17 protein-coding genes and 2 pseudogenes are annotated in these 21,409 nt (G+C 70.8%); 12 read left to right on the top strand and 7 right to left on the bottom strand.

Annotation, left to right across the window (positions count from 1 at the left end):
• Positions 1–567: 567 nt before the first annotated feature.
• The gene (locus CA983_RS21985) at positions 568–1,248 is read right to left on the bottom strand and encodes a class I SAM-dependent DNA methyltransferase (RefSeq protein ID WP_086602621.1); all 681 of its coding nucleotides are present in this window, start codon (positions 1,246–1,248) and stop codon (positions 568–570) included.
• 323 nt (positions 1,249–1,571) lie between these two features.
• Between CA983_RS21985 and CA983_RS21980 the strand changes: the two genes are divergently transcribed.
• From CA983_RS21980 to CA983_RS45190, 10 genes and pseudogenes are all read left to right on the top strand, one after another.
• A complete protein-coding gene (locus tag CA983_RS21980) occupies positions 1,572–2,804 on the top strand; it encodes a M20 family metallopeptidase (protein WP_086602620.1) in 1,233 nt (410 codons plus the stop codon).
• Positions 2,805–2,906: 102 nt separating this feature from the next.
• Positions 2,907–3,281, top strand: a pseudogene (locus CA983_RS21975) (M20/M25/M40 family metallo-hydrolase); the annotation flags it as partial.
• 1,191 nt (positions 3,282–4,472) lie between these two features.
• The gene (locus tag CA983_RS21970) at positions 4,473–5,516 is read left to right on the top strand and encodes a BMP family lipoprotein (RefSeq protein WP_086602622.1); all 1,044 of its coding nucleotides are present in this window, start codon (positions 4,473–4,475) and stop codon (positions 5,514–5,516) included.
• A gap of 307 nt (positions 5,517–5,823) precedes the next feature.
• Positions 5,824–6,870: a BMP family lipoprotein gene (locus tag CA983_RS21965; protein ID WP_086602619.1), complete on the top strand. Its 1,047-nt coding sequence runs from the start codon at positions 5,824–5,826 to the stop codon at positions 6,868–6,870.
• A 207-nt stretch (positions 6,871–7,077) separates the two neighbouring features.
• Positions 7,078–8,649 (top strand): ABC transporter ATP-binding protein, encoded by a 1,572-nt coding sequence (locus CA983_RS21960; protein ID WP_086602618.1) that lies wholly within the window; start codon positions 7,078–7,080, stop codon positions 8,647–8,649.
• Complete coding sequence (locus tag CA983_RS21955; protein WP_086602617.1) at positions 8,649–9,770, top strand: ABC transporter permease; 1,122 nt, start codon at positions 8,649–8,651, stop codon at positions 9,768–9,770. The genes CA983_RS21960 and CA983_RS21955 overlap by 1 nt, the downstream gene beginning before the upstream one ends.
• Positions 9,767–11,032: an ABC transporter permease gene (locus tag CA983_RS21950; RefSeq protein WP_086602616.1), complete on the top strand. Its 1,266-nt coding sequence runs from the start codon at positions 9,767–9,769 to the stop codon at positions 11,030–11,032. Before CA983_RS21955 ends, CA983_RS21950 begins: the two co-directional genes overlap by 4 nt.
• The gene (locus CA983_RS21945; protein ID WP_086602615.1) at positions 11,029–11,433 is read left to right on the top strand and encodes a cytidine deaminase; all 405 of its coding nucleotides are present in this window, start codon (positions 11,029–11,031) and stop codon (positions 11,431–11,433) included. Before CA983_RS21950 ends, CA983_RS21945 begins: the two co-directional genes overlap by 4 nt.
• A gap of 91 nt (positions 11,434–11,524) precedes the next feature.
• Positions 11,525–12,802, top strand: a complete 1,278-nt coding sequence (locus tag CA983_RS21940) for a thymidine phosphorylase (RefSeq protein WP_208637013.1) — start codon at positions 11,525–11,527, stop codon at positions 12,800–12,802.
• Positions 12,803–12,972: 170 nt separating this feature from the next.
• Positions 12,973–13,251 (top strand): annotated as a pseudogene (locus CA983_RS45190) (Uma2 family endonuclease); the annotation flags it as partial.
• Between the two features lies 1 nt (position 13,252).
• On the opposite strand, the gene CA983_RS21930 reads toward CA983_RS45190, so the two are convergent.
• Both CA983_RS21930 and CA983_RS21925 read right to left on the bottom strand, forming a co-directional pair.
• The gene (locus tag CA983_RS21930) at positions 13,253–14,173 is read right to left on the bottom strand and encodes an AEC family transporter (RefSeq protein WP_086602612.1); all 921 of its coding nucleotides are present in this window, start codon (positions 14,171–14,173) and stop codon (positions 13,253–13,255) included.
• Between the two features lie 160 nt (positions 14,174–14,333).
• The gene (locus CA983_RS21925) at positions 14,334–15,803 is read right to left on the bottom strand and encodes an IS200/IS605 family element transposase accessory protein TnpB (protein ID WP_086602611.1); all 1,470 of its coding nucleotides are present in this window, start codon (positions 15,801–15,803) and stop codon (positions 14,334–14,336) included.
• Between the two features lie 197 nt (positions 15,804–16,000).
• Between CA983_RS21925 and CA983_RS21920 the strand changes: the two genes are divergently transcribed.
• Positions 16,001–16,333, top strand: coding sequence for an STAS domain-containing protein (locus tag CA983_RS21920; RefSeq protein ID WP_143645531.1), 333 nt, complete (start codon positions 16,001–16,003; stop codon positions 16,331–16,333).
• Here the strand turns inward: CA983_RS21920 and CA983_RS21915 are convergent.
• From CA983_RS21915 to CA983_RS21905, 3 genes are all read right to left on the bottom strand, one after another.
• Positions 16,217–17,233: a sigma-70 family RNA polymerase sigma factor gene (locus tag CA983_RS21915; protein ID WP_086602610.1), complete on the bottom strand. Its 1,017-nt coding sequence runs from the start codon at positions 17,231–17,233 to the stop codon at positions 16,217–16,219. The genes CA983_RS21920 and CA983_RS21915 overlap by 117 nt on opposite strands.
• A 119-nt stretch (positions 17,234–17,352) precedes the next feature.
• Complete coding sequence (gene dnaN, locus CA983_RS21910) at positions 17,353–18,501, bottom strand: DNA polymerase III subunit beta (protein ID WP_086602609.1); 1,149 nt, start codon at positions 18,499–18,501, stop codon at positions 17,353–17,355.
• A 100-nt stretch (positions 18,502–18,601) separates the two neighbouring features.
• Entirely contained in the window at positions 18,602–19,873 is a 1,272-nt protein-coding gene (locus CA983_RS21905; protein WP_086602608.1) for an MFS transporter, read from the bottom strand.
• Between the two features lie 63 nt (positions 19,874–19,936).
• Here CA983_RS21905 and CA983_RS21900 point away from each other — a divergent pair, with 63 nt between their 5' ends.
• Positions 19,937–20,899 carry a LysR family transcriptional regulator gene (locus tag CA983_RS21900; protein ID WP_086602607.1) on the top strand — a complete coding sequence of 321 codons (963 nt, stop codon included), beginning with the start codon at positions 19,937–19,939 and terminating at the stop codon, positions 20,897–20,899.
• Between the two features lie 69 nt (positions 20,900–20,968).
• Here CA983_RS21900 and CA983_RS21895 read toward each other — a convergent pair.
• Positions 20,969–21,409: prolyl oligopeptidase family serine peptidase (locus CA983_RS21895; RefSeq protein WP_158101879.1), on the bottom strand; the 441-nt coding region annotated here is incomplete at its 5' end.

Raw genomic sequence — 21,409 nt, 5'->3', positions numbered from 1 at the left:
GGCCGGGGGGACGGAGGGGTTCGGCGGCTTCAGAGGGTCCGGCAGGCCCGGCGGAATCGGCCGGCCCGGGGAGTGCCTCGGGCACGAGCATGACGGGCTCGGCCCGGACGGCGGACTCGGCGAGCATGGCCGGCCCAGCTGGAACGCCGGGTGCGGCGGACATGGTCGGCCCGTCAGGGGCGGCAGGCTCGGCAGGTATGGCCGGCCCGGCGGGTGCGGTGGCTGCCGGCTGAGGGACGGGAGTGCCTCGGGAGCCGGCGTGGTCAGGCGGACGGCCAGGCGGTTCGGGCAGACCTGGCGGCCAGACAGGCCAGGCGGCGACGGGCCGGAGGCCTGCGGCGGCGTACGCGTCGGCAGGGGCGATTCGCGTTCCGGCCGACGGGTTCGGGCACGCACCGGCGACGTCAGGCACGCACCGGCGACCTCAGGCACGCTCCGAGGACGGCTCGCGCACCGGCAGGGGCGATCCACGCACCGCCGGCGGCGGGCCCCCGCACACACCAGGGCGGGCTCGCGCACCGACACGGGCCGCCGCACGCGAGGGCGGCTCACGCCCCCGGCCAGGACTCACGCTCCGGCAGACGCCGGCTTGCGGGCCAGCAGGAATGCCCGAGGGCGTTGCTCCTCGCCCTCGGGCTCCCGCAGCACACGTGAGTGGAGCTCCAGGCCGGCCTTCGTAAGGTGCGCCGCGACGGTCTCCGGAGTGCGCCAGTAGTAGTCGAGTGAGATCTCCTGCCCGAAGCGCTCGGTGAAGTGCGCACGGCCGTCCTCCGTACCGGACTGGAACCCGAGCAGCACGGGCGCACCCGGCACCAGGACGCGGTGGAACCCGGCGAAGACCGAGGGCAGATGGTCGTCGGGCACATGGATGATCGAGTACAGCGCGACGATGCCGCCGAGCGTCTCGTCCGGCAGGTCCAGGGCCGTCATGGAACCGACGTGGAACCGCAGCCCCGGATGCGCCCGGCGGGCCAGGGCCACCATGCGGGGCGAGACGTCCACCCCGAACACCGGCAGCCCCGACTCGTGCAGCCGGGCCGCCACGTATCCGGGTCCGCTGCCGATGTCGGCGACCGGTGGCTGAACCGGCGCTCCGGGGGCGCGTACCAGGTCGGCGAAGGCCGTCAGAAGGGCTCGCTCCAGCGGCCTTCCGGCGAGACTGTCCGGAAACCCGGCAGCGTAGTCCTCGGCGATGGCGTCGTAGGAGGCCTGGGTGGACCGGACGAAATCGGGGCTGTCGGCGCGCACGGGGCGCACACTATCGGGGCCGTGCGTCCGCCAGACGCGGGGCCGTGCGTCCGCCAGACGAACAAGGCCGTGTTCCCCGCGCAGGGCGTGGTATCCGTGGAGGAGGATGGATGGATACCGGCGCCATGAGTCAGATGTGGCCGATGTCACACACCGTGGGTTGTGGTGACCGGCTCGGCCCTAAAGGCGTGCGAGTTTACCCATCTCAGTTGATAGCTATGCGTTCGGCGGTCGTGTTTTCCTCCCCGAACGGGTTGAAGTTTTGTTGATCGAGGGTCGGACGACCGCCCTGGCGCCCTACCCTTCAGAGGGTGAAGCAATTGATGTCATTGGAGTCCGAGGTCGATCTTCCCGCGGGAGCCGTGCTTCCCGGCGCGCTGCCCGACGCTCTGCGCGCCGAGCTCATCGCGTTCCGACGCGATCTGCACATGCACCCGGAGCTGGGCAACCAGGAGTTCCGCACGACAGCCGCGATCAAGGAGCGGCTGGAGCAGGCCGGCCTCAAGCCGCGCGTCCTCGCCGTCGGGACAGGACTCGTCTGTGACATCGGTGTAGAGGGCGAGCAGTGGGACGGGGGCCCCAGCATGCTCGCCATGCGGGCCGACATCGACGGCCTGCCCATCCCCGACATGAAGAGCGACTGCCCGTACCGCTCGACCGTGCCCGACCGCGCGCACGCCTGCGGCCACGACGTGCACACCACCGTCGTCCTCGGTGCCGGCCTCGTGCTCGCCGAACTGCACAAGCAGGGTCGGCTGCCCCGCCCCGTCCGGCTGATCTTCCAGCCCGCCGAGGAGGTACTGCCCGGCGGTGCCGCCGACGTCATCAAGTGCGGGGCGCTGGAGGGGGTCGGCGCGATCGTCGCCGTGCACTGCGACCCCCGCGTGGACGCGGGGCAGGTCGGACTCCGGGAGGGTCCCATCACCTCCGCCTGCGACCGGCTGGAGATCGCCCTGAACGGCCCGGGCGGCCACACCGCACGCCCTCACCTCACGACCGACCTGGTCACCGCGGCCGCCCGCGTCGTCACGGACGTACCGGCCCTGGTCGGCCGGCGCTTCGACAGCCGGAGCGGGCTCGCCATCACCTGGGGCCGCGTCGAGTCCGGGCACGCGCCCAACGTCATCCCGCAGCACGCCGAGCTCTCCGGCACGGTGCGATGCCTCGACATCGATGCGTGGCGGCAGGCTCCCGACGTCGTGGTCGCCGCGATCGACGAGGTCGCCAACCTGCACCGCGCCAAGTCGGAGATCAACTACGTCCGCGGCGTCCCGCCCGTCGTCAACGAACCCGGCGTGACCGAGCTGCTGCGCGACGCCATGATCGCCCGCCGCGGCGTCGACTCGGTCGTCGGCACGGAGCAGAGCCTCGGCGGCGAGGACTTCTCCTGGTACCTGGAGCACGTCCCCGGCGCCATGGCCCGCCTGGGCGTGCGCACCCCCGGTGAACGCCAGGTACGCGACCTCCACCAGGGCGACTTCGACGTGGACGAGTCCGCGATCACGGTAGGCGTGGAACTCTTCACCGCCGCGGCCCTCGTCAACGGGCTCCGCTAGGCCAGGTCCCGTGACCGCCCGGCGGGCGCTCACCTGTGGTCACGGAGGAAGGCGGGGATCTCGCCGCGGGTCGGGTAGTTCGGCAGCGGTGCGGGCTCGCGGCGGCAGGCGCCCGACCTCGTCGTGGCCGCCATCGACGAGATCGCCAACCTGCACCGCGCCAAGTCGGAGATCAACTACGTCCGCGGCGTCCCGCCCGTCGTCAACGAACCCGGCGTGACCGAGCTGCTGCGCGACGCCATGATCGCCCGCCGCAGCGTCGACTCGGTCGTCGGCACGGAGCAGAGCCTCGGCGGCGAGGACTTCTCCTGGTACCTGGAGCACGTCCCCGGCGCCATGGCCCGCCCCGGCGTCCGCGCCCCCGGCGACCGGATCGGCCGCGACCTGCACCAGGGCGACTTCGACGTCGACGAGTCGGCCATCGCGGTCGGCGTGGAGCTCTTCACCGCGGCGGCGCTCCTCGACGCCGACGCGTAGCCGGAGACGTGCGGGGACCTCGGCTCGAGCCCCGAGAGCTGGAGCGGCGGGGCGGATACCTGCCGCTCCACGCTCTGAGCCCCGCACATCTCGCCCGTGCTTGGCCAGTTCTTGTCCAGAGCAGTAGCGGAACCTGAAATTCGCTCGCCGTAGCCGATCAGCTTGGCTAATGTCTCGATCGCCCGCTGGAGCAGATTTTGCGCCGTGCGGGCTAGTTCATGGTCGTTTCCATCCGCTGGGTTCTCTCGACCTTGTGAGGTCTCCATTGAGCGAATTGAAAAAGTACGCGACGGGCTTGAGGCTCTGCCTGGTGGCTGCCCTTGCAGGCGGTTTGGTGACCGCCTTCGGCGGCACCGCGCAGGCAGCCGTGTCCAACTGTGACGTGGGTCGGTCTGCCGCCAGCAACCAGGCGTGGGCGGGTTGCCTGAAGGGATTCGGGTCATATCGGGTAGCGGCTAAGTGTGATTCGCCCACTTATCCCTACTCCATCACCATTTACGGCCCTTGGAAGAGCCGTAAATCGGGGGATTCGCATACATCCTACTCGGAAGTCTTCGGTGACGCTTACAACTGCCATATCGTGAAGGCTTGGGCAGACACGCGTTGATCCATCGCAGTCTCGGCCTTTCGTAACGGCTCGCCAATTCACTTGGCGGGCCGTTTCGACTTGTCCGGAGAGTCGCTCCGGCCGGTCAGGGTGAGCGATGGTATCCAGCCAAAAGCAGGTCGAGAGCCCGCCTCCCCGGCAGTGTCGGCGACGGCACCGCCTTCTCTCCGCACTGGCCGCCCGGCGGTCGCATCGTGCGGGATCGGCCTCGGCGCGCGTGTGCACTCTCGTCGGCGGCCGCGTCCTCGACGGCGGCATTCGGTCAACGCCGTGCCTTGACGCAGGGCGACCGGCGGCCCTGTCCGGGTTGCAACCGCAGTGGCGCAGGGGCAGCCTGGACAGCGAAGCTGTACATACCTGAGTAGCCTCACGCTGAGGCACTCCATCGATACACAGCGTGCGGGATTGAAGGGTGTGCTGCCCCGAGTGCACCTTTCGATCGGGTAGTTAACAAGGGCTTAATCAGCGATCGGCACGAATGGATAACGGCAAGGCGAGGCCTGGTTCCCAGGAGTGTCTACGCGCGTTAATGTGCGCCGAACCGAGCACCCGCTGCGGGGCTTTGGAGAATGGGGAACTTCAAGATGCGTCGGATTTCCAAACTGACCCGCGTCGCGGTGGGGGTCGCGTCGCTCGGGCTCGTCGCCACGGCGTGTGGCGGCACCAGTGGTGAGAGCGGTGACAGCGACAGCAAGGACCGTGGCATCGCCATCGCGTACGACATCGGCGGCAAGGGCGACCAGTCGTTCAACGACGCCGCCTACGCCGGCCTGACCAAGGCGAAGGACGAGTTCGGCTACGAGACCGCCGACATCGAGCCCACCGAGGGCGAGACGAGCGCCGACAAGGAGCAGCGCCTCGTCTCGCTGGCCAGGCAGGGCTACAACCCGATCATCGGCGTCGGGTTCGTCTACGGCCCGGCGATGAAGGCCGCGGCCGCCAAGTACCCGGACATCACCTTCGGCATCGTGGACGCCGAGGTCAAGAGCAAGAACGTCGCCTCACTCGTCTTCGCCGAGGAGCAGGCCTCGTACCTCGCCGGTGTCGCCGCCGCCAAGGCCACCAAGTCGAACACGGTCGGCTTCGTGGGCGGTGTGGACATCCCGCTGATCCACAAGTTCGAGGCCGGCTACAAGCAGGGCGTGGAGGACACCAAGCCCGGCGTGCAGGTGGTGTCCCAGTACCTGACGCAGACGGCCGAGGAGGGCGGTTTCTCCAGCCCCGACAAGGGCAAGGCCGCCGCCGAGGGCCAGATCGAGAAGAAGGCGGACGTGCTCTACGCGGCCGCCGGCCTGTCCGGGCAGGGCGTCATCGAGGCCGCCGCCAAGGCCAAGGTCTGGGCGATCGGCGTCGACTCCGACCAGTACAAGCAGGCTGCCCTCGCCCCGTACAAGAACTACATCCTCACCTCCGCCCTCAAGGACGTCGGCGGAGCGGTCTACGCGCTGGCCAAGTCCGTCCAGGACGACAAGCCCCTGACCGGCACCCAGATCTTCGACCTGAAGGTCAACGGCGTGGGTCTGTCCGAGGCGAACCCCGAGTACGCCAAGATCTCGGGTCTCAAGGCGGCCGTGGACAAGGCCAAGGAAGGCATCATCGACGGTTCCATCAAGGTCAAGACCGAGTAGTACGTCAACGGTCTGCGACAGCCGGAGCGGGCGGGCACCCTGGGTGCCCGCCCGCTCCGCCGTTCCCGGGAGTTCCCGGAAGTTCCCGGGGCACGCCGGGCTTCCGGATCACCCAGCGCCACCTTGCGTTCGCAGTCGGCAACGCCCCGACCAAGGCCGGGTGATGGCTTGGCCACGGGCGCATAACAAGGTGGACAGAAGGGGTTTTCAGGCAGGTCTACGCGCGTTAATCTGCGGCGAAGCCAGCGCCGAAGCTGAACCGTCCCGGCGCTATGCGGCCCCGGTAGTACGACAGGAGCACCCACACATGCGCCGGATTTCCCGGATCACGGTCGCAGGCGCAGCGACCGCCTCCCTGGCCCTCGCCCTCTCCGCCTGCGGCAGCACCTCGACCTCCGGGTCGTCGGACTCGAAGGGGGACAAGGGCCTCGCCATCGCGTACGACGTCGGCGGCAAGGGCGACCAGTCCTTCAACGACGCCGCGTACGCCGGTCTGGAGCGGGCGAAGAAGGAGTTCGGCTACCAGACGGCCGACGTGGAGCCCACCGAGGGCGAGACGGACGCCGACAAGGAGCAGCGCCTGGCCTCGCTGGCCAAGCAGGGCTACAACCCGGTCATCGGCGTCGGCTACGCGTACGCCGCGGCCGTCAAGGGCGCCGCGGAGAAGTTCCCGAAGACCACCTTCGGCATCGTCGACGACGCCACGATCAACTCCAAGAACGTCGCCGACCTCGTCTTCAGCGAGGAGCAGGCCTCGTACCTGGCCGGTGTCGCCGCCGCCAAGAGCACCAAGTCGAACGTCGTCGGCTTCGTCGGCGGTGTGGACATCCCGCTGATCCACAAGTTCCAGGCGGGCTTCGCGCAGGGCGTGAAGGACACGAACCCGAAGGTGAAGGTCCTGTCGCAGTACCTGACGCAGACGGCCGAGGAGGGTGGTTTCTCCAGCCCCGACAAGGGCAAGACGGCCGCCGAGGGCCAGATCGAGAAGAAGGCCGACGTCGTCTACGCGGCCGCCGGCCTGTCCGGTCAGGGCGTGATCGAGGCCGCCGCCGCCAAGAAGGTCTGGGCCATCGGTGTGGACTCCGACCAGTACAAGCAGGAGGCCCTCGCCAAGTACAAGGACTTCATCCTCACCTCGGCGATGAAGGACGTCGCCAAGGCGGTGTTCAACCTGGCGAAGTCGGTCGAGGACGGCAAGCCCGGGACCGGTATCGTTCGTGGCGATCTGAAGACCGGCGAGGTGAGCCTGTCGGACTCCAACCCGAAGTTCGCGGACGACGCCGAGCTCCAGGAAGCCATCAAGACGGCCAAGGAGAAGATCATCAGCGGCGAGATCAAGGTCAAGAGCAGCTGACGACCGACTGCTGAGCAGGCAGTAACCCCGGGGTTACGTCCGCTCAACGGGGTACGGGGAGGCTGCTCCTCGTACCCCGTTGTCGCGGTGCGTCGGCCCCTTTGTATGCCGTAGGGGCGCTACGCGCGTAGACGACCCCCGTCCCCAGGAGAGTGCGCCATCAACGCGTCCAGCAGCCCTCCGGCCGGAGCGGCGGTCCAGGAATCGGTGACCGCCGTCGAGCTCGCCGGGATCACGAAGCGATTCCCGGGCGTCGTGGCCAACCACGACATCCACCTCAGCGTCCGCAAGGGCACCGTGCACGCCCTCGTCGGTGAGAACGGCGCCGGCAAGTCGACGCTGATGAAGATCCTCTACGGCATGCAGAAGCCGGACGAGGGCACCATCGCCGTCGAGGGCGAGCAGGTCAGCTTCTCGTCGCCGGCCGACGCCATCGTCCGCGGCATCGGCATGGTCCACCAGCACTTCATGCTCGCCGACAACCTCACGGTCCTAGAGAACGTCGTGCTCGGCAGCGAGAAGCTGTACGGCATCGGCGCCAAGGCCCGCCGCAAGATCAAGGAGCTCTCCGAGCGCTACGGCCTCGACGTCAGGCCCGACCTCCTGGTCGAGGAGCTCGGCGTCGCCGCCCGCCAGCGCGTGGAGATCCTCAAGGTCCTCTACCGCGGCGCCCGCACCCTCATCCTGGACGAGCCGACCGCCGTGCTCGTCCCGCAGGAGGTCGACGCCCTCTTCGCCAACCTGCGCGAACTGCGCTCCGAGGGCCTGTCGGTCATCTTCATCTCGCACAAGCTCGGCGAGGTGCTCTCCGTCGCCGACGAGATCACCGTCATCCGCCGCGGCACCACCGTCGGCACGGCCGTCCCCGCCGAGACCACCCCGCGCCAGCTCGCCGAGATGATGGTCGGCAGCGAACTGCCCACGCCCGAGACGGCCGAGTCCACGGTCACCGACCGCCCGGTCATCAGCGTCGACAAGCTGCGCCTGGCGGCCCCCGGCGGCAAGGCCCTCCTGGACGACATCAGCTTCACCATCCACGCGGGCGAGGTCCTCGGCATCGCCGGTGTCGAAGGCAACGGCCAGACCGAGCTGGTCGACGCGCTCATCGGCCTGCGGGCCGCCGACTCCGGCACCATCCGGCTCGCCGACGAGGAGATCACCGCCTGGCCCACCCGCAGGCGCCGCGAGCAGGGCATCGGCTACATCCCCGAGGACCGCCACCGCCACGGCCTGCTCCTGGAGGCACCCCTCTGGGAGAACCGTATCCTCGGCCACGTCACCGAGAAGCCGCTCGCCAAGGGCGTCTGGCTGGACCCGAAGGCGGCCCAGGAGGACACCCGGCGGATCGTCACGGAGTACGACGTCCGCACCCCCGGCATCGACGTCACCGCCGCCTCCCTGTCCGGCGGCAACCAGCAGAAGCTGATCGTCGGCCGCGAGATGAGCCACAAGCCGCGCTTCCTGATCGCCGCCCACCCCACCCGGGGCGTGGACGTCGGCGCCCAGGCCGCCATCTGGGACCACATCCGCGAGGCACGCCGCGAGGGCCTGGCCGTCCTGCTGATCTCCGCCGACCTGGACGAGCTCATCGGCCTGTCCGACACCCTGCGCGTGATCTACAACGGCAAGCTGGTCGCGGACGCCGACCCGGCCACCATCACCCCCGAGGAGCTCGGCTCGGCCATGACCGGTGCCGCCACCGGGCACCTCGAGCACGAAGAGACCCCCGAGACCTCGAAGGCCGACGCCCCCGAGTCTCCGGAAGACGAGGCCCGCTGATGAAGAAGTTCGACAGGGAGCGCGTGCTCCTCGCGGTGGCCGGACCGGTCATCGCGCTCGCCGTGGCCTTCGTCCTGAGCGCGATCGTGCTGGTCGCGTCGGGCAAGAGCCCCGTCGAGCCGTTCACCCTGATGTTCGAGCAGCTGAGCTTCTCCGACATCCAGGTCCTGATCATCAACCAGGCGTCGATGTACTACATCGCGGCCCTCGCGGTGGCCATCGGCTTCCGGATGAACCTGTTCAACATCGGCGTCGACGGCCAGTACCAGCTCGGCGCGATGCTGGCCGCGATCGTCGGCGCCCACGTCGCTCTGCCGGCCGCCCTGCAGGTCCCGCTGCTGCTCCTGACCGCCGTCCTCACCGGCGCCTTCTGGGCCGGCATCGCCGGCGTCCTCAAGGTCACCCGCGGCGTCAGCGAGGTCGTCGCCACGATCATGCTCAACGCGATCGCCACCTCCGTGATCGCCTACCTGTGGCTGCCGAACGTCTTCGGTGTGAAGGTCGGCAACAACAACACCACCGGCGAGATGCACGAGTCCGGCTGGATCCCCGGCATCCCCATGGGCGCGGCCGGCGAGATCTACGGCCTGGTGCTGCTCGCCGTCCTGCTCGGCATCGGCTACTGGGTCGTCCTCAACCGCACCCGCTTCGGCTTCGACCTGCGCGCCTCCGGCGCCTCGCAGACCGCCGCCGCGGCCAGCGGCGTGGACCCGGGGCGCATGGTGCTCAGCGCCATGCTGATCTCCGGCGGCATCGCGGGCCTGGCCGGCCTGCCGATCCTGCTCGGCGACACCCACACCTACAGCCTGAACTTCCCCACGGGCATCGGCTTCCTCGGCATCGGCATCGCCCTGCTCGGCCGCAACAGCCCCGTGGGCATCGCCTTCGCCGCCCTGCTGTGGGCCTGGCTCGACAAGGCCTCGCCCGAGCTGGACTTCCACGGCTACGACAAGGAGATCGCGGTCATCATGCAGGGCCTGATCGTGCTCTCCGTCGTCGTCTCCTACGAGGCCGTCCGCGAGTGGGGCCTGCGCCGCCAGCAGCGCCGGGTCGGCGCCGAACTGGCCGCCGGTCACGTCCTCGGCAACAACAACACCACGAAGGAGGTGGCTGGCCGATGACCACCGTGACCGACCTCAACCAGCCCACGCTGCAGCCCGCGGCGCCGACCGGCCGCCGCCTGTCGCTGCCCGTCCTGCTGCTGATCATCGCCGGCGGCCTGGCGCTCACCTCGATCGTCCGCCTCATCACCGGCGCCGACGGCATCACCAACGTCAGCCAGATGTCCACCGCGCTCCAGCTCGCCGTGCCGATCGGACTCGCCGGTCTCGGCGGTCTGTGGGCCGAGCGCGCGGGCGTGGTCAACATCGGCCTCGAGGGCATGATGATCCTCGGCACCTGGTTCGGCGCCTGGGCCGGCTTCCAGTGGGGCCCGTGGACCGGTGTCCTGGTCGGCATCCTCGGCGGCGCGATCGGCGGCCTGCTGCACGCCTTCGTGACCGTCACCTTCAACGTCAACCACATCGTCTCCGGTGTGGCCATCAACATCCTCGCCCTCGGCGCCACCCGCTACCTCGCGCCCCTCGCCTTCGAGGGCCACACGGGCGGCTCCGCCAAGCAGTCCCCGGCGGTCGACTCCCTCGGCAGCTTCACGGTGCCGGGCCTGTCCGACGCGCTCAGGGACCTCAACAACCAGGGCTGGTTCTTCGTCTCCGACATCGCCGGCCTGCTCGGCGGCCTGGTCACCAACGTCTCCTGGCTGACCCTGATCGCCGTCGCGCTGATCCCCGGCACCTGGTGGGTGCTGTGGCGCACCGCGTTCGGCCTGCGGCTGCGCTCCTGCGGCGAGAACCCCGTCGCCGCCGAGTCCCTCGGCGTCAACGTCTACAAGTACAAGTACATCGCCGTGGTCGTCTCCGGCGGTCTGGCCGGCCTCGGCGGTGTCTTCCTGTCGATCGTCGCCAACCCCTTCTACCTGGAGGGCCAGGTCAGCGGCCGCGGCTTCATCGGCCTGGCGGCGATGATCTTCGGCAACTGGATGCCGGGCGGCCTCGCCCTCGGCGCGGGCCTGTTCGGCTACACCGACAGCCTCAACCTGCGCGGCGGCTCCGCCAACGTCCACGCCCTGCTGCTGCTCGGCGCGCTGCTGCTGGTCATCGGCGCGATCTGGCTGGTGATCCGCAAGAAGTACGTCCCGGCCGTGGCGACCCTGATCGCCGGCGCCCTGGTGTTCACCTGGTACGCGACCACCGACGAGGTCCCCAACCAGGTCGTCTCCGCCACGCCGTACGTCATCACCCTGGTGGTCCTCGCCCTGTCCGCCCAGCGCCTGCGGATGCCGAGGGCGAACGGCATGCCGTACCGGAAGGGGCAGGGCAAGTGACCGGCGCCGGCCCGGACGTCGACTGGGAGAAGCTGCGCGCGGTGGCCCGGGACGCCATGTCCCGGGCGTACGCCCCGTACTCCGGCTACCCGGTCGGCGTGGCCGCCCTGGTCGACGACGGCCGGATCATCTCCGGCTGCAACGTCGAGAACGCCTCGTACGGGCTCGGCCTGTGCGCCGAGTGCGGACTGGTCTCGGAGCTGCACAACACCGGCGGCGGGCGGCTGACGCACTTCACGTGCGTCGACCGGAACGGTGAGTCGCTCGTCCCGTGCGGCCGCTGCCGCCAGTTGCTGCACGAGTTCGGCGGCCCGGACCTGCTGCTGGAAACCCCGGCGGGCATCCTGCCGCTGTCTCAGATGCTGCCCCAGGCCTTCGGCCCGGACCACCTCAGCAAGTAACCCCCGTGCGGCCCCCCTGAGTTGCTCACGCGACCGGCTCAGGGGGGCCGTACGGCTTCTGGAATCCTCGGAAGGAAGCCAAGCCATGGCCATGGACGCCATCTCCGTCATCCGCACCAAGCGGGACCGCGGCGAACTCAGTGACGAGCAGATCGACTGGGTGATCGACGCGTACACCCGCGGGGAGGTCGCCGACGAGCAGATGTCCGCGCTCGCCATGGCGATCCTCCTCAACGGCATGAACCGCCGCGAGATCGCCCGCTGGACGGCCGCGATGATCGCCTCCGGCGAGCGCATGGACTTCTCGTCCCTGTCCCGCCCGACGGCCGACAAGCACTCCACGGGCGGCGTCGGCGACAAGATCACGCTGCCGCTCGCCCCCCTGGTGGCCGCCTGCGGCGCGGCGGTCCCGCAGCTGTCGGGCCGCGGCCTCGGCCACACCGGCGGCACGCTGGACAAGCTGGAGTCCATCCCCGGCTGGCGCGCCCTGCTCTCCAACGAGGAGATGCTGCACGTCCTGGACACCACGGGCGCGGTGATCTGCGCGGCGGGCGACGGCCTGGCCCCGGCCGACAAGAAGCTGTACGCCCTGCGCGACGTCACGGGCACGGTCGAGGCGATCCCGCTGATCGCCTCCTCGATCATGTCGAAGAAGATCGCGGAGGGCACGGGCTCGCTGGTCCTGGACGTGAAGGTGGGCACGGGCGCCTTCATGAAGACTCTGGAGGACGCCCGCGAGCTGGCCTCCACGATGGTCGGTCTGGGCACGGACCACGGCGTGCGGACGGTCGCGCTCCTCACGGACATGTCGACCCCGCTCGGCCTCACCGCGGGCAACGCCCTGGAGGTCCGCGAGTCGGTGGAGGTCCTGGCGGGCGGCGGCCCGGCGGACGTGGTGGAGCTGACGATCGCCCTGGCCCGCGAAATGCTGGACGCCGCCGGGGTGAGGGACGCCGACCCGGCGAAGGCCCTGGCCGACGGCTCGGCGATGGACGTCTGGCGCCGCATGATCACGGCCCAGGGCGGCGACCCGGACGCGGAGCTTCCGGTGGCCCGCGAGCAGCACGTGATCAAGGCCCCGGCCTCGGGCGTCCTGACCCGCCTCGACGCCTACGGCATCGGCGTCGCGGCCTGGCGCCTGGGCGCGGGCCGCGCCCGCAAGGAGGACCCGGTCCAGGCGGGCGCGGGCGTCGAGATGCACGCGAAGCCGGGCGACACGGTGAGCGAGGGCCAGCCCCTGCTGACCCTGCACACGGACACGCCGGAGCGGTTCGCGTACGCGCTGGAGGCGGTGGCGGGCTCGTACGACATCGCCGCGCCGGGGACGGACTTCTCGGCGTCGCCGGTGGTGCTGGAACGTATCGCCTGAGCTGGGGTTTCCTCTTCAGGGTGAACGGGACCGGCGGACGCCCGCCGGTCCCGTTCGGTGTGTTGGATAGCGCCATGAGCGTGCTCGACGGCGACTACATCCTGACCGACATGCAGCCCTTGGGAGCATCCGTCTGCCTCCAGACCCACACCAGCTCGTCCCACACGGACTTCGTGCCCGCTGCCGCCGCCCAACTCGCGGTCGAGATCACCCCGACGACCACTGCCCACCACGACCGCACGGCCAAGGCCATGGGCTACGCCGAGGCGGGAGTGCCGCTCTATCTCCTGGTCGACGGCAGTGCGCCGGGCGGGCCGACGGTCACGCTGTACGGGGAGCCGAAGGACGGTGTGTACCGCCTCCTGCGCGCAGGCAAGTTCGGAGAACGGATCAGGCTGCCGGAGCCCTTCGGTCTGGAACTCGACACCGGCGAGTTCCCGGAGGAGTGAGTCACCCGAGAAGCGCCGCCACCACCACCAGAACCGGCACCGACACCACCGTCGACAACAAGATCGCCTCCCTCGCCAGCACCTCGCCCACCCGATAGCTGCTCGCGTACGTGAACAGGTTCTGTGCCGCCGGAAGGGCCGAGGTCACCACCACGTCGAGCAGCATGGCCCCATGGAGGCCGAAGACGCCCGCTGCGAGGGCCCAGGCGACCAGGGGCTGGATGACCGCCTTGAGGGCCACGGCGAGGAGCACCGGGCCCCGTTCCGCGCCGCGCAGCGGGAGCGTGCTGCCGCGCAGGGAGATGCCGAAGGCCAGCAGCACCGCCGGGACCGACATGTTGCCGATCAGGGTGAGCGGGTCCATCAAGGGGCCGGGGACGTGCAGGCCCGACGCCGAGGCCGCCACGCCGGCCAGGGAGCCCAGGGCTATCGGGTTGCGCAGGGGCGTGAGCAGGCGCTGCCACAGGGGCCGCTTCTCGCCGCCGGTCGCCAGGTCCAGGACCGTCAGCGCCACCGGCGTGACGCCCACCAGCTGGAACAGCAGCACCGGCGCGACCAGTGACGCATCGCCCAGCACGTAGACCGCGATCGGGATGCCGAGGTTCCCCGAGTTGACGTAGCTGGAGCACAGCGCACCGATCGTCGTCCGGCCCACCCCCCAGCCGCGCGCGGCGCCCACCGCCACGAAGACACCCGCCACCGCCGCCGTGCTCATCGCCGTGACCAGCAGCCGGTCGGAGAAGATCACCGACAGGTCGGCCTGGGCGAGCGTCGTGAACAGCAGGGCCGGAGACGCCACGTGGAAGGCCAGCTTGGTCAGCACCTCGCGCCCGCCGCCGCCCAGATATCCCCGGCGACCGATCAGATAGCCGACCCCGATGACGACCGCGATGACCGCGAAGCCGCTCAGCACTCCCCGCACGGCGCCCCCTCACCGGCGACACGGGCATCGGGCAGCGCGGGAGGGGCAGATGCGTGGGACATGCAGCCAACCCTCCGGGGAAGGCCGTACCGAGGTCAATGTGATCCTTACGGCGCCGAGGAGACGGACAGCCGCGATGAGTTACCGCCGCCCGCCCGGTCTACCGATCGTGGACGCCATGACACCGTTCCTCTTCAGTGAGCAGGAGTGAGCCTTGGACCCGTACCTGCGCATCTGGCGCATCCCGAACGGTTTTGGATGCACTGGTCGCCCGCTTTCGCTCCGTATCCGGCGACACGCATCTTGTGCGTGGTCCGGGAATGCGGGGGCGGGTTTCCTCACGCGCCCGGGACCCGTGTCCGGCCTGGACGGTCCGATGCCCTGCAGCATCACTCTGGTGCTGCAGGGGCGGTGCCGTCCGTCGCCTGATCGGGTGCCCGAGGGCGCGTCGTCCGATGGCCACCGCAGCGGCGTGGTGCCGTGTGGTGGCCCGATTGATGCTGGTGAGGGGCTTGTGCCAGTGCTGGGCGCCCCACTTGCTGGTGTAGGCGGGATCAACCGCGACGACGGGGATGCCCAGTTCGGCGGCCATGCCGACCAGCCGGGCCCGCAATCTGGCGGTGGGCAGGCCGGAGATGAGCCTGCGGAACCGCTTGCGCCCGCCGTGCTTCTCCCGGGTCTTCTCGCCGGCGAAGTCGAGGTCCTCGACGGCGACGGCGAGGCTATGGCGCTTGGCAAAGTGCAGCAGCCGGATCAGGACGTGCCGGATCTGGGCGTCGCGGTGGGTAGCGGTACCGGTGAGGTCGTAGCCGAAGCGCAGCGGTGCGCCGACGGGGTTGCCGTGGGTGTCCAGGCGCCAGGCGGCGAGGTGGTCGGCGTTGGTGTCGACTCCGAGCATCCCGCGGGTGCGTGCCGCTGCCAGTGGCACGCAGTTCACTGGCGGGTTGGTCCAGGAGACGGTGAGGTACCAGCGGCCTCGGAGCACGTCTTCGTGGATGCGGTAGGCCACGGCCCGGTGGTCGGTGATGCGGTCGCGCCACTGCTCGCCCCGGCGCGCGAACGCCACGCGTGCGGTGAGCACGTACCGGCCGTGCGGCGCGTTCGCCAGGTGGGCGAGCGGGGCGGGCAGCTTGACAGAGACCTCGCCGTCGGGACTGACGCGGATGGTCTCGTTGCCGTACCGCTTGCCCGACTCCCCGTCCGCAGCCAGGAACCGGCGCCCGGCCTCCCACCGGGCCCGCCACCCCGCCTCACCCAGCCCGGCCGCATCCAGGTGATGCCGCGTGTTCAGCAGTTGCTTCCCGCCCCGCACCACGTGCACGACACCGGTTTGCCAGTCGGCTCGCACCGCCTCCAGCCGGTCCTCCAGCACACGCAGCCTGCGGGACTTGGCATGCCACTCCCGCCGCGACCTATAGCCCCCTGGCGTGCCCTTTCTGCCCTTCTCACCCACCGGCAGAGACAGCCGACGAGCAATGCTGCGCACCCCCGCCTCGAGGCCCTGGACGTGTGCGAGTTGGGCGCGCCGCGCCAGACCCCACTGGTCATTGCTGGCCTTCGTGAACCGGACGGCGACCCCGGACGGGCCGGGCACCACGAACGGTGCCGCCACCTCCCGCAGCACACTCAAACCCGACCTCCCCCTTGCCCGCAGACCCATGATCTTCCCGCCGCGTTCAACGACCACCACCCGCAAAGGTCAATCATTCGATGAAAGAACTCCCGTTCCCCAGCCACGAGCGACGCCCCACAGGGCCCGGACGCTCGCACTCACACACGTCAGAACGCACGCCTGCACAGCTATCCCGCACCAGTTCACAACCCCCCGTGCTCGTGCTCCCCGGCCCCGTCGCCCGGGACGAGGTGAGCGGACTGAGCGACGACGTGAGGGCACTGCTGCAGACCAGCCGTGCCCGGGTCGTGGTGTGCGATGTCGGAGGTCTCGGGCCGCCCGGGCTCGCCGCCGTCGACCTGCTCGCACGCCTCCAGCTCGCCGCCCGCCGGGCCGGGGGACGGATACGGCTGCGCGACCCCGATCCGGCCCTACGCGCCCTGCTCGACCTGGTCGGTCTCCGCTTCGAGGTGGAGGGGCAGGCCGAAGAGCGGGAACCAGCGTTGGGTGTCGAGGAAGCAGTGGAACCCGGTGATCCGGCCGTCTGAGATCTCCAGCACCTGGACCGCCCACGGCGTGAAGCCGCCCTTCTCCGGGTCGGGCTTGTACTGGGCGAACCCGGGCAGGCCGTTGACCTGGACCGGCACCAGCCGGGAGCCCGCGCAGGGCGCGCCCAGGGTGGTCATGAAGCCGGTGATGTCGCCGACGCCGGTCAGCCACAGGTCGAACGGCGGCATCGTCATGACCGCGTCCTCGTGCAGCAGGGCCGTCAGCGCCGTCATGTCGTAGCCCTCGAAGGCCGCCACATAGCGGTCCAGCAGCTTCTGCTGGTCCTCGTCCAGCGGGTCGGAGACGGTCGCGTCGGCGCCCGGCTCCTTCCGCTCGGCCAGGGTCGCGCGGGCCCGCTGGAGGGCGCTGTTGACCGACGCCACGGACGTGTCCAGCAGCTCGGCGACCTCGCTGGCCTTCCAGGCCAGCACCTCGCGCAGGATCAGCACGGCCCGCTGCTTGGCCGGCAGCTGCTGAAGAGCGGCCATGAAGGCGAGCCGCACGGACTCCTTGGCTATCGCCGCCTCCGCCGGGTCGTCGGTCGTGGGCAGCACACGGGCGTCCGGCATGGGCTCCAGCCAGGTGTGGTCCGGGCGGGGGGTGAGGGCCGCCTGGGCGAGCGGGGTGGACTCGGTCAGGTCCATGGGCCTGGCGCGCTTGTTGCCCGCGGTCAGCATGTCCAGGCACACGTTGGTCGCGATGCGGTAGAGCCAGGAGCGGAGGCTGGAGCGGCCCTCGAACTTGTCGTAGCTGCGCCAGGCGCGGACCATCGTGTCCTGCACCGCGTCCTCGGCCTCGAAGGAGGAGCCGAGCATCCGGTAGCAGTACCCCGTCAGCTCCGTCCGATGTGCCTCCAGCCTGGTGTCCAGATCTGTTGGTGTCGCCGTGCCGTTCGTCATCGTCCACCCACCCCTGTGGAATTTCTGTCACGCGCCATCGCGCCCAGCACTTCGGAAGCTACCGCAGCGCACTGACAACGGCCCCCCGAGCGCACGAACGCGCAGGCGGGAGCAGTGCTTCAGACGAGCTGTCTCACCGACATCAGCAGATGCCGGTGCTCCCCGGCCGTCCGACCGGCCCCCTCGGCGGCCCCGTCGCCCGGCACCGCGTGCAGCAGCGCCCGCTGCCCCGCCCCCAGCAGTTCCAGCCGTACGCGCGGGCTCTCGAAGGACGTCAGCGCGTCCAGCAGATAGGCCGGGTTGAAGGCCACGGGCACCTCGTCGGCGCCGGTCAGCGTGGCCGGCAGCCGCTGGGCCGCTACGTCGTCGCCGTAGCCGGCGCGGAGCATGACGGACCCGTCGGACGAGAAGTCCAGCCGCACCGGACTGTTCGCCTCCGCCACCACCGCGACCCGCCGCACGGCCTCCGCGAGCTCCTCGCACGCCACCTCGGCGACCGCCGCCCCCGCCATGTCGAACAGCGACCTGTACGTCGGCAGCCGCCCGTCCAGGAGCCGCAGCGCCGTCCGCGTCCGCCCGCCCTCGAAGCCGATCAGCCCGCCGCCGGCGGCCGGGTCCCACCCGATCAGCACGTCCCCGCAGCGCCCCAGGGACCGCGCGACGTCCAGCAGGCGCCGCGCGGGCAGCACCGCTTCCACGACTCCCTGGGCCGCCGCCCCCGGCTGCCACTCCAGCCGCCGCACGGCGTACCGGTAGCGGTCCGAAGCGGCCAATGTCATCTCCCCGCCCTCCAGGCGCAGTTGGACGCCCGTCAGCAGCGGCAGCGTGTCGTCGCGCCCGGCCGCGACGGCGACCTGGGCGACGGCCGTCGCGAACGCCGCGCCATCCACCGTGCCGTACGGCGCGGGCGGSGCCGGCAGGGCCGGGTACTCGGCGAGGGGCAGCGTCGACAGCCCGAACCGCGTGCCGTCCGCCTCCACCGTGAACCGCGACGCCTCCAGCGCACAGCTCACCGGCCCGTCCGGCAGCACCCGGCAGACGTCCAGCAGTCGCCGCCCCAGGACGAGCACCCGCCCGGGCACCGCGACCTCCGCCTCGGCCTCCACCCGTACCGCCGCCTCGAAGTCGAACCCCGTCACGGCCAGCCGTCCCGCGTCCGCCTCCAGCAGCAGCCCGCCCAGCACCGGCACCGGCGTCCGCGCGGGCAGTGCCCGTACCGCCCGGCCCACGGCCTCGGCGAACGCCGTACGGTCGATGCGGAACTCCATGGAAAATCCCCCTGCTCGGATTCGGTGGTCAGCGGAGGCGGACGTTATCCGCACCCACTGACAACCGGCCCCGACCAGGGGGAACGGCCAGACTTCGGGCTCAGGCGGCCGTGGCCAGCCGGCGCTGCATCCGTGCCGCCCGCGTCCCGAAGACCGTGATCGTGACGACGCCCAGGACCGCCAGCAGGCCGACCCCGACCGTCCCGGCCCAGCCGCCCGCGTGGAAGGCGATCGCACCGACCGTGCTGCCCGCGCTGGAGCCGATGTAGTACGCCGACTGGTAGAGCGCCGAGGCCTGCGCGCGGCCGGTCGTGGCCGTCTTGCTGACCGCCGAGGACGCCACCGCGTGGCCCGCGAAGAAGCCCGCCGTGATGAGGACCAGGCCCAGCAGGACCAGCGGGAGGGAGCCTGCCAGGGACAGCAGCAGACCCGCCGCCGTCGTACCGCCGCCCGCGTACAGCGCGCCCCGGCGGCCCAGCCGGCCCACCAGGCGGCCGGCCGTCGACGCCGACACCGTACCGACGAGGTACACCAGGAAGACCGAGCCGATGATGCCCTGCGGCAGCGAGAACGGCGCCTCGGTCAGCCGGTAGCCGATGACCGTGTACACGCCGCCGAACACCGTCATGAACAGCGCGCCGATCGCGTACAGCCGGCACAGCAGCGGGTTCGACAGGTGGTCGCGGACCGTCCGGGCCAGTACGCCCGGCCGCAGCGAGCCGGCCTTGAAGTTCTTCGGGGCGGGGAGCAGCAGCCGGAAGGCCACCGCGCACGCCACCGCGAGCGCGCCGATCACTCCGACGGCGACCCGCCAGCCCCACTCCTGGGCGACCCAGCCGGTGATGACCCGGCCGCTCATCCCGCCGACGCTGTTGCCCGCGACGAACAGTCCGATCGCGGTGACCAGCGCCTTGGGGCTGACCTCCTCCGCGAGGTACGCCGTCGCCGACGCGGGCAGCCCGGCCAGGGCCGCGCCCTGGAGCGCCCGCAGCACGACCAGGACACCCAGCGACGGGGCGAAGGGCACCAGCAGCCCGACGGTCACCGCCACGGCCAGCGAGGCCGTCATGACCGCACGCCGTCCGAAGCGCTCCGACAGGGCGCTCATCGGCAGGACGAACAGCGCTAGCCCGCCCGTCGCGGCGGCCACCGTCCAGCTCGCGTCGCTCGCCGCCACCCCGAACTCGCCGGAGATCAGCGGGAGCAGCGCCTGCGTGGAGTACAGCAGCGCGAAGGTCGCGACACCCGCGAGGAAGAGGGCGAGGCTCATCCGGCGGTAGCCGGGCCCGCCCGGGGACATACGCGAGTCGGCGGCAGGGACAGAGGCATCGGCGCCCACGGTGGTGGACGCCCCGGTACTGGCGGGAGACATGCTTCGAACCTACGGACGCGCCCACTGATCCGTCCAATGCATGAAACTGCCATAATCGTTCCCATGGCGCATCAACCCAGTTCAACGGCTCGGCTGTCACTGTCCAGTGACACAGAAGACATGGCGGAGATGTCGAAGGTGCTGGCCCCCCGCCTCGCTTACTTCGCCGGCGTCGCCCGCACCGAGCACGTCACCCGCGCCGCCCAGGAGATGAACGTCCCCCAGTCGACCCTCTCCCGGTCCATGGCCCGCCTGGAGCAGGACCTCGGGGTGGACCTCTTCGCCCGCCACGGCCGTACGGTCTCCCTCACCCCGGCCGGACGCACCTTCCTCACCTCCGTCGAGCGGGCCCTGGCCGAGGTCGAGCGCGCCGCCGAGGAGGTCCGGGCCGACGCCGACCCCGCCACCGGCAAGGTCGCCTTCGGCTTCCTGCACACCATGGGCGCCGAGACGGTCCCGGGCCTCCTCCAGGCCTTCCGCGCCGACCATCCGCGCGTCCGCTTCAGCCTCGTCCAGAACTACGGCGAGGCCATGCTCGAACGCCTCCGCGCCGGCGAACTGGACCTCTGCCTGACATCCCCCGTCCCCGACGCCCCCGACCTGGTCGCCCGCCGCCTCGACGAACAGAAACTCCGCCTCGTCGTCCCCGCCGACCACTCCCTCGCCACCCGCCGCCGCATCCGCCTCGCCGAGGCCGCGGACGAAATGTTCGTCACCCTGGAACCCGGCTACGGCCTGCGCCGCATCACCGACGACCTCTGCCAGGAGGCCGGCTTCAAGCCCCGCATCGCCTTCGAGGGCGAGGAGGCGGAAACCCTGCGGGGCCTGGTGGCGGCGGGCCTGGGAGTGGCCCTCCTGCCCCCACCGGCAGTCCCACGCCCCGGAGTGGTCGAACTGACGGTCACGGCCCCCCGAGCGGCCCGCGAAATCGGCGTGGCCTGGCTGGAAGGCCACCCGGACACACCCCCGGTAGCAGCCTTCAAGAAGTTCCTGCTCTCCAGAAGGGGCAGCTTGTTGCCAACCTAGGGGCGCGGGGAACTGCGCGACAAGCCACGGCGGACCCGCACAGGCCAATGGACAACCACCCCCGCGGCGCTACCGCCTCGAAGGACTGAACCCCGCAGCCAACGGCATCCGCAACCCCAACGGCGGCGGCGCGGCAAAAGCGTCCCGCACGGGCCGGGACACGGCCCGCCCGAACAAGGCCCCCATCACGAAGTCCTCGGCCAGCGCAAGGACTTCGTCCCGGTACTGACTCAACCCGTGCCCGTCCGTGTGCACTTCGAACCGGCACACATCCCGATTCGCCTTCTTCGCGCGCGCCGCCAGCCGGAACGACAACTCGGGATCCGTCCGCTCGTCGTTCGTGCCGTGCACGATCAGCACTTGCCGCCCCACCAGCTGTTTCACCGGTTCGGGTGGCGCGGCCACATCCTCCTCCGGCAGCCAGGGAGCGAGCGCCAGCACGGAGTTGACGGCCTCGTGCCCACCCGCCCGCAACCCGGCCCGGCCGCCCATCCCGGTGCCGGCGAGGCA

This window comes from Streptomyces swartbergensis, from assembly GCF_002148965.1.
GTDB lineage: Bacteria > Actinomycetota > Actinomycetes > Streptomycetales > Streptomycetaceae > Streptomyces > Streptomyces swartbergensis.
Note: the sequence above shows the minus strand (reverse complement) of the source record. Positions and strands in the feature narration are given on the sequence as shown.

Bases quoted from the DNA above. Each gene is read 5' to 3' on its own strand.
- CA983_RS21915 (WP_086602610.1), bottom strand. From the start codon at position 17,233: ATGACGAACGGCACGGCGACACCAACAGATCTGGACACCAGGCTGGAG.
- CA983_RS21970 (WP_086602622.1), top strand. From the start codon at position 4,473: ATGCGTCGGATTTCCAAACTGACCCGCGTCGCGGTGGGGGTCGCGTCG.
- CA983_RS21950 (WP_086602616.1), top strand. From the start codon at position 9,767: ATGACCACCGTGACCGACCTCAACCAGCCCACGCTGCAGCCCGCGGCG.
- CA983_RS21900 (WP_086602607.1), top strand. From the start codon at position 19,937: ATGGCGCATCAACCCAGTTCAACGGCTCGGCTGTCACTGTCCAGTGAC.
- CA983_RS21905 (WP_086602608.1), bottom strand. From the start codon at position 19,873: ATGTCTCCCGCCAGTACCGGGGCGTCCACCACCGTGGGCGCCGATGCC.
- CA983_RS21965 (WP_086602619.1), top strand. From the start codon at position 5,824: ATGCGCCGGATTTCCCGGATCACGGTCGCAGGCGCAGCGACCGCCTCC.
- CA983_RS21980 (WP_086602620.1), top strand. From the start codon at position 1,572: ATGTCATTGGAGTCCGAGGTCGATCTTCCCGCGGGAGCCGTGCTTCCC.
- CA983_RS21940 (WP_208637013.1), top strand. From the start codon at position 11,525: ATGGACGCCATCTCCGTCATCCGCACCAAGCGGGACCGCGGCGAACTC.
- CA983_RS21955 (WP_086602617.1), top strand. From the start codon at position 8,649: ATGAAGAAGTTCGACAGGGAGCGCGTGCTCCTCGCGGTGGCCGGACCG.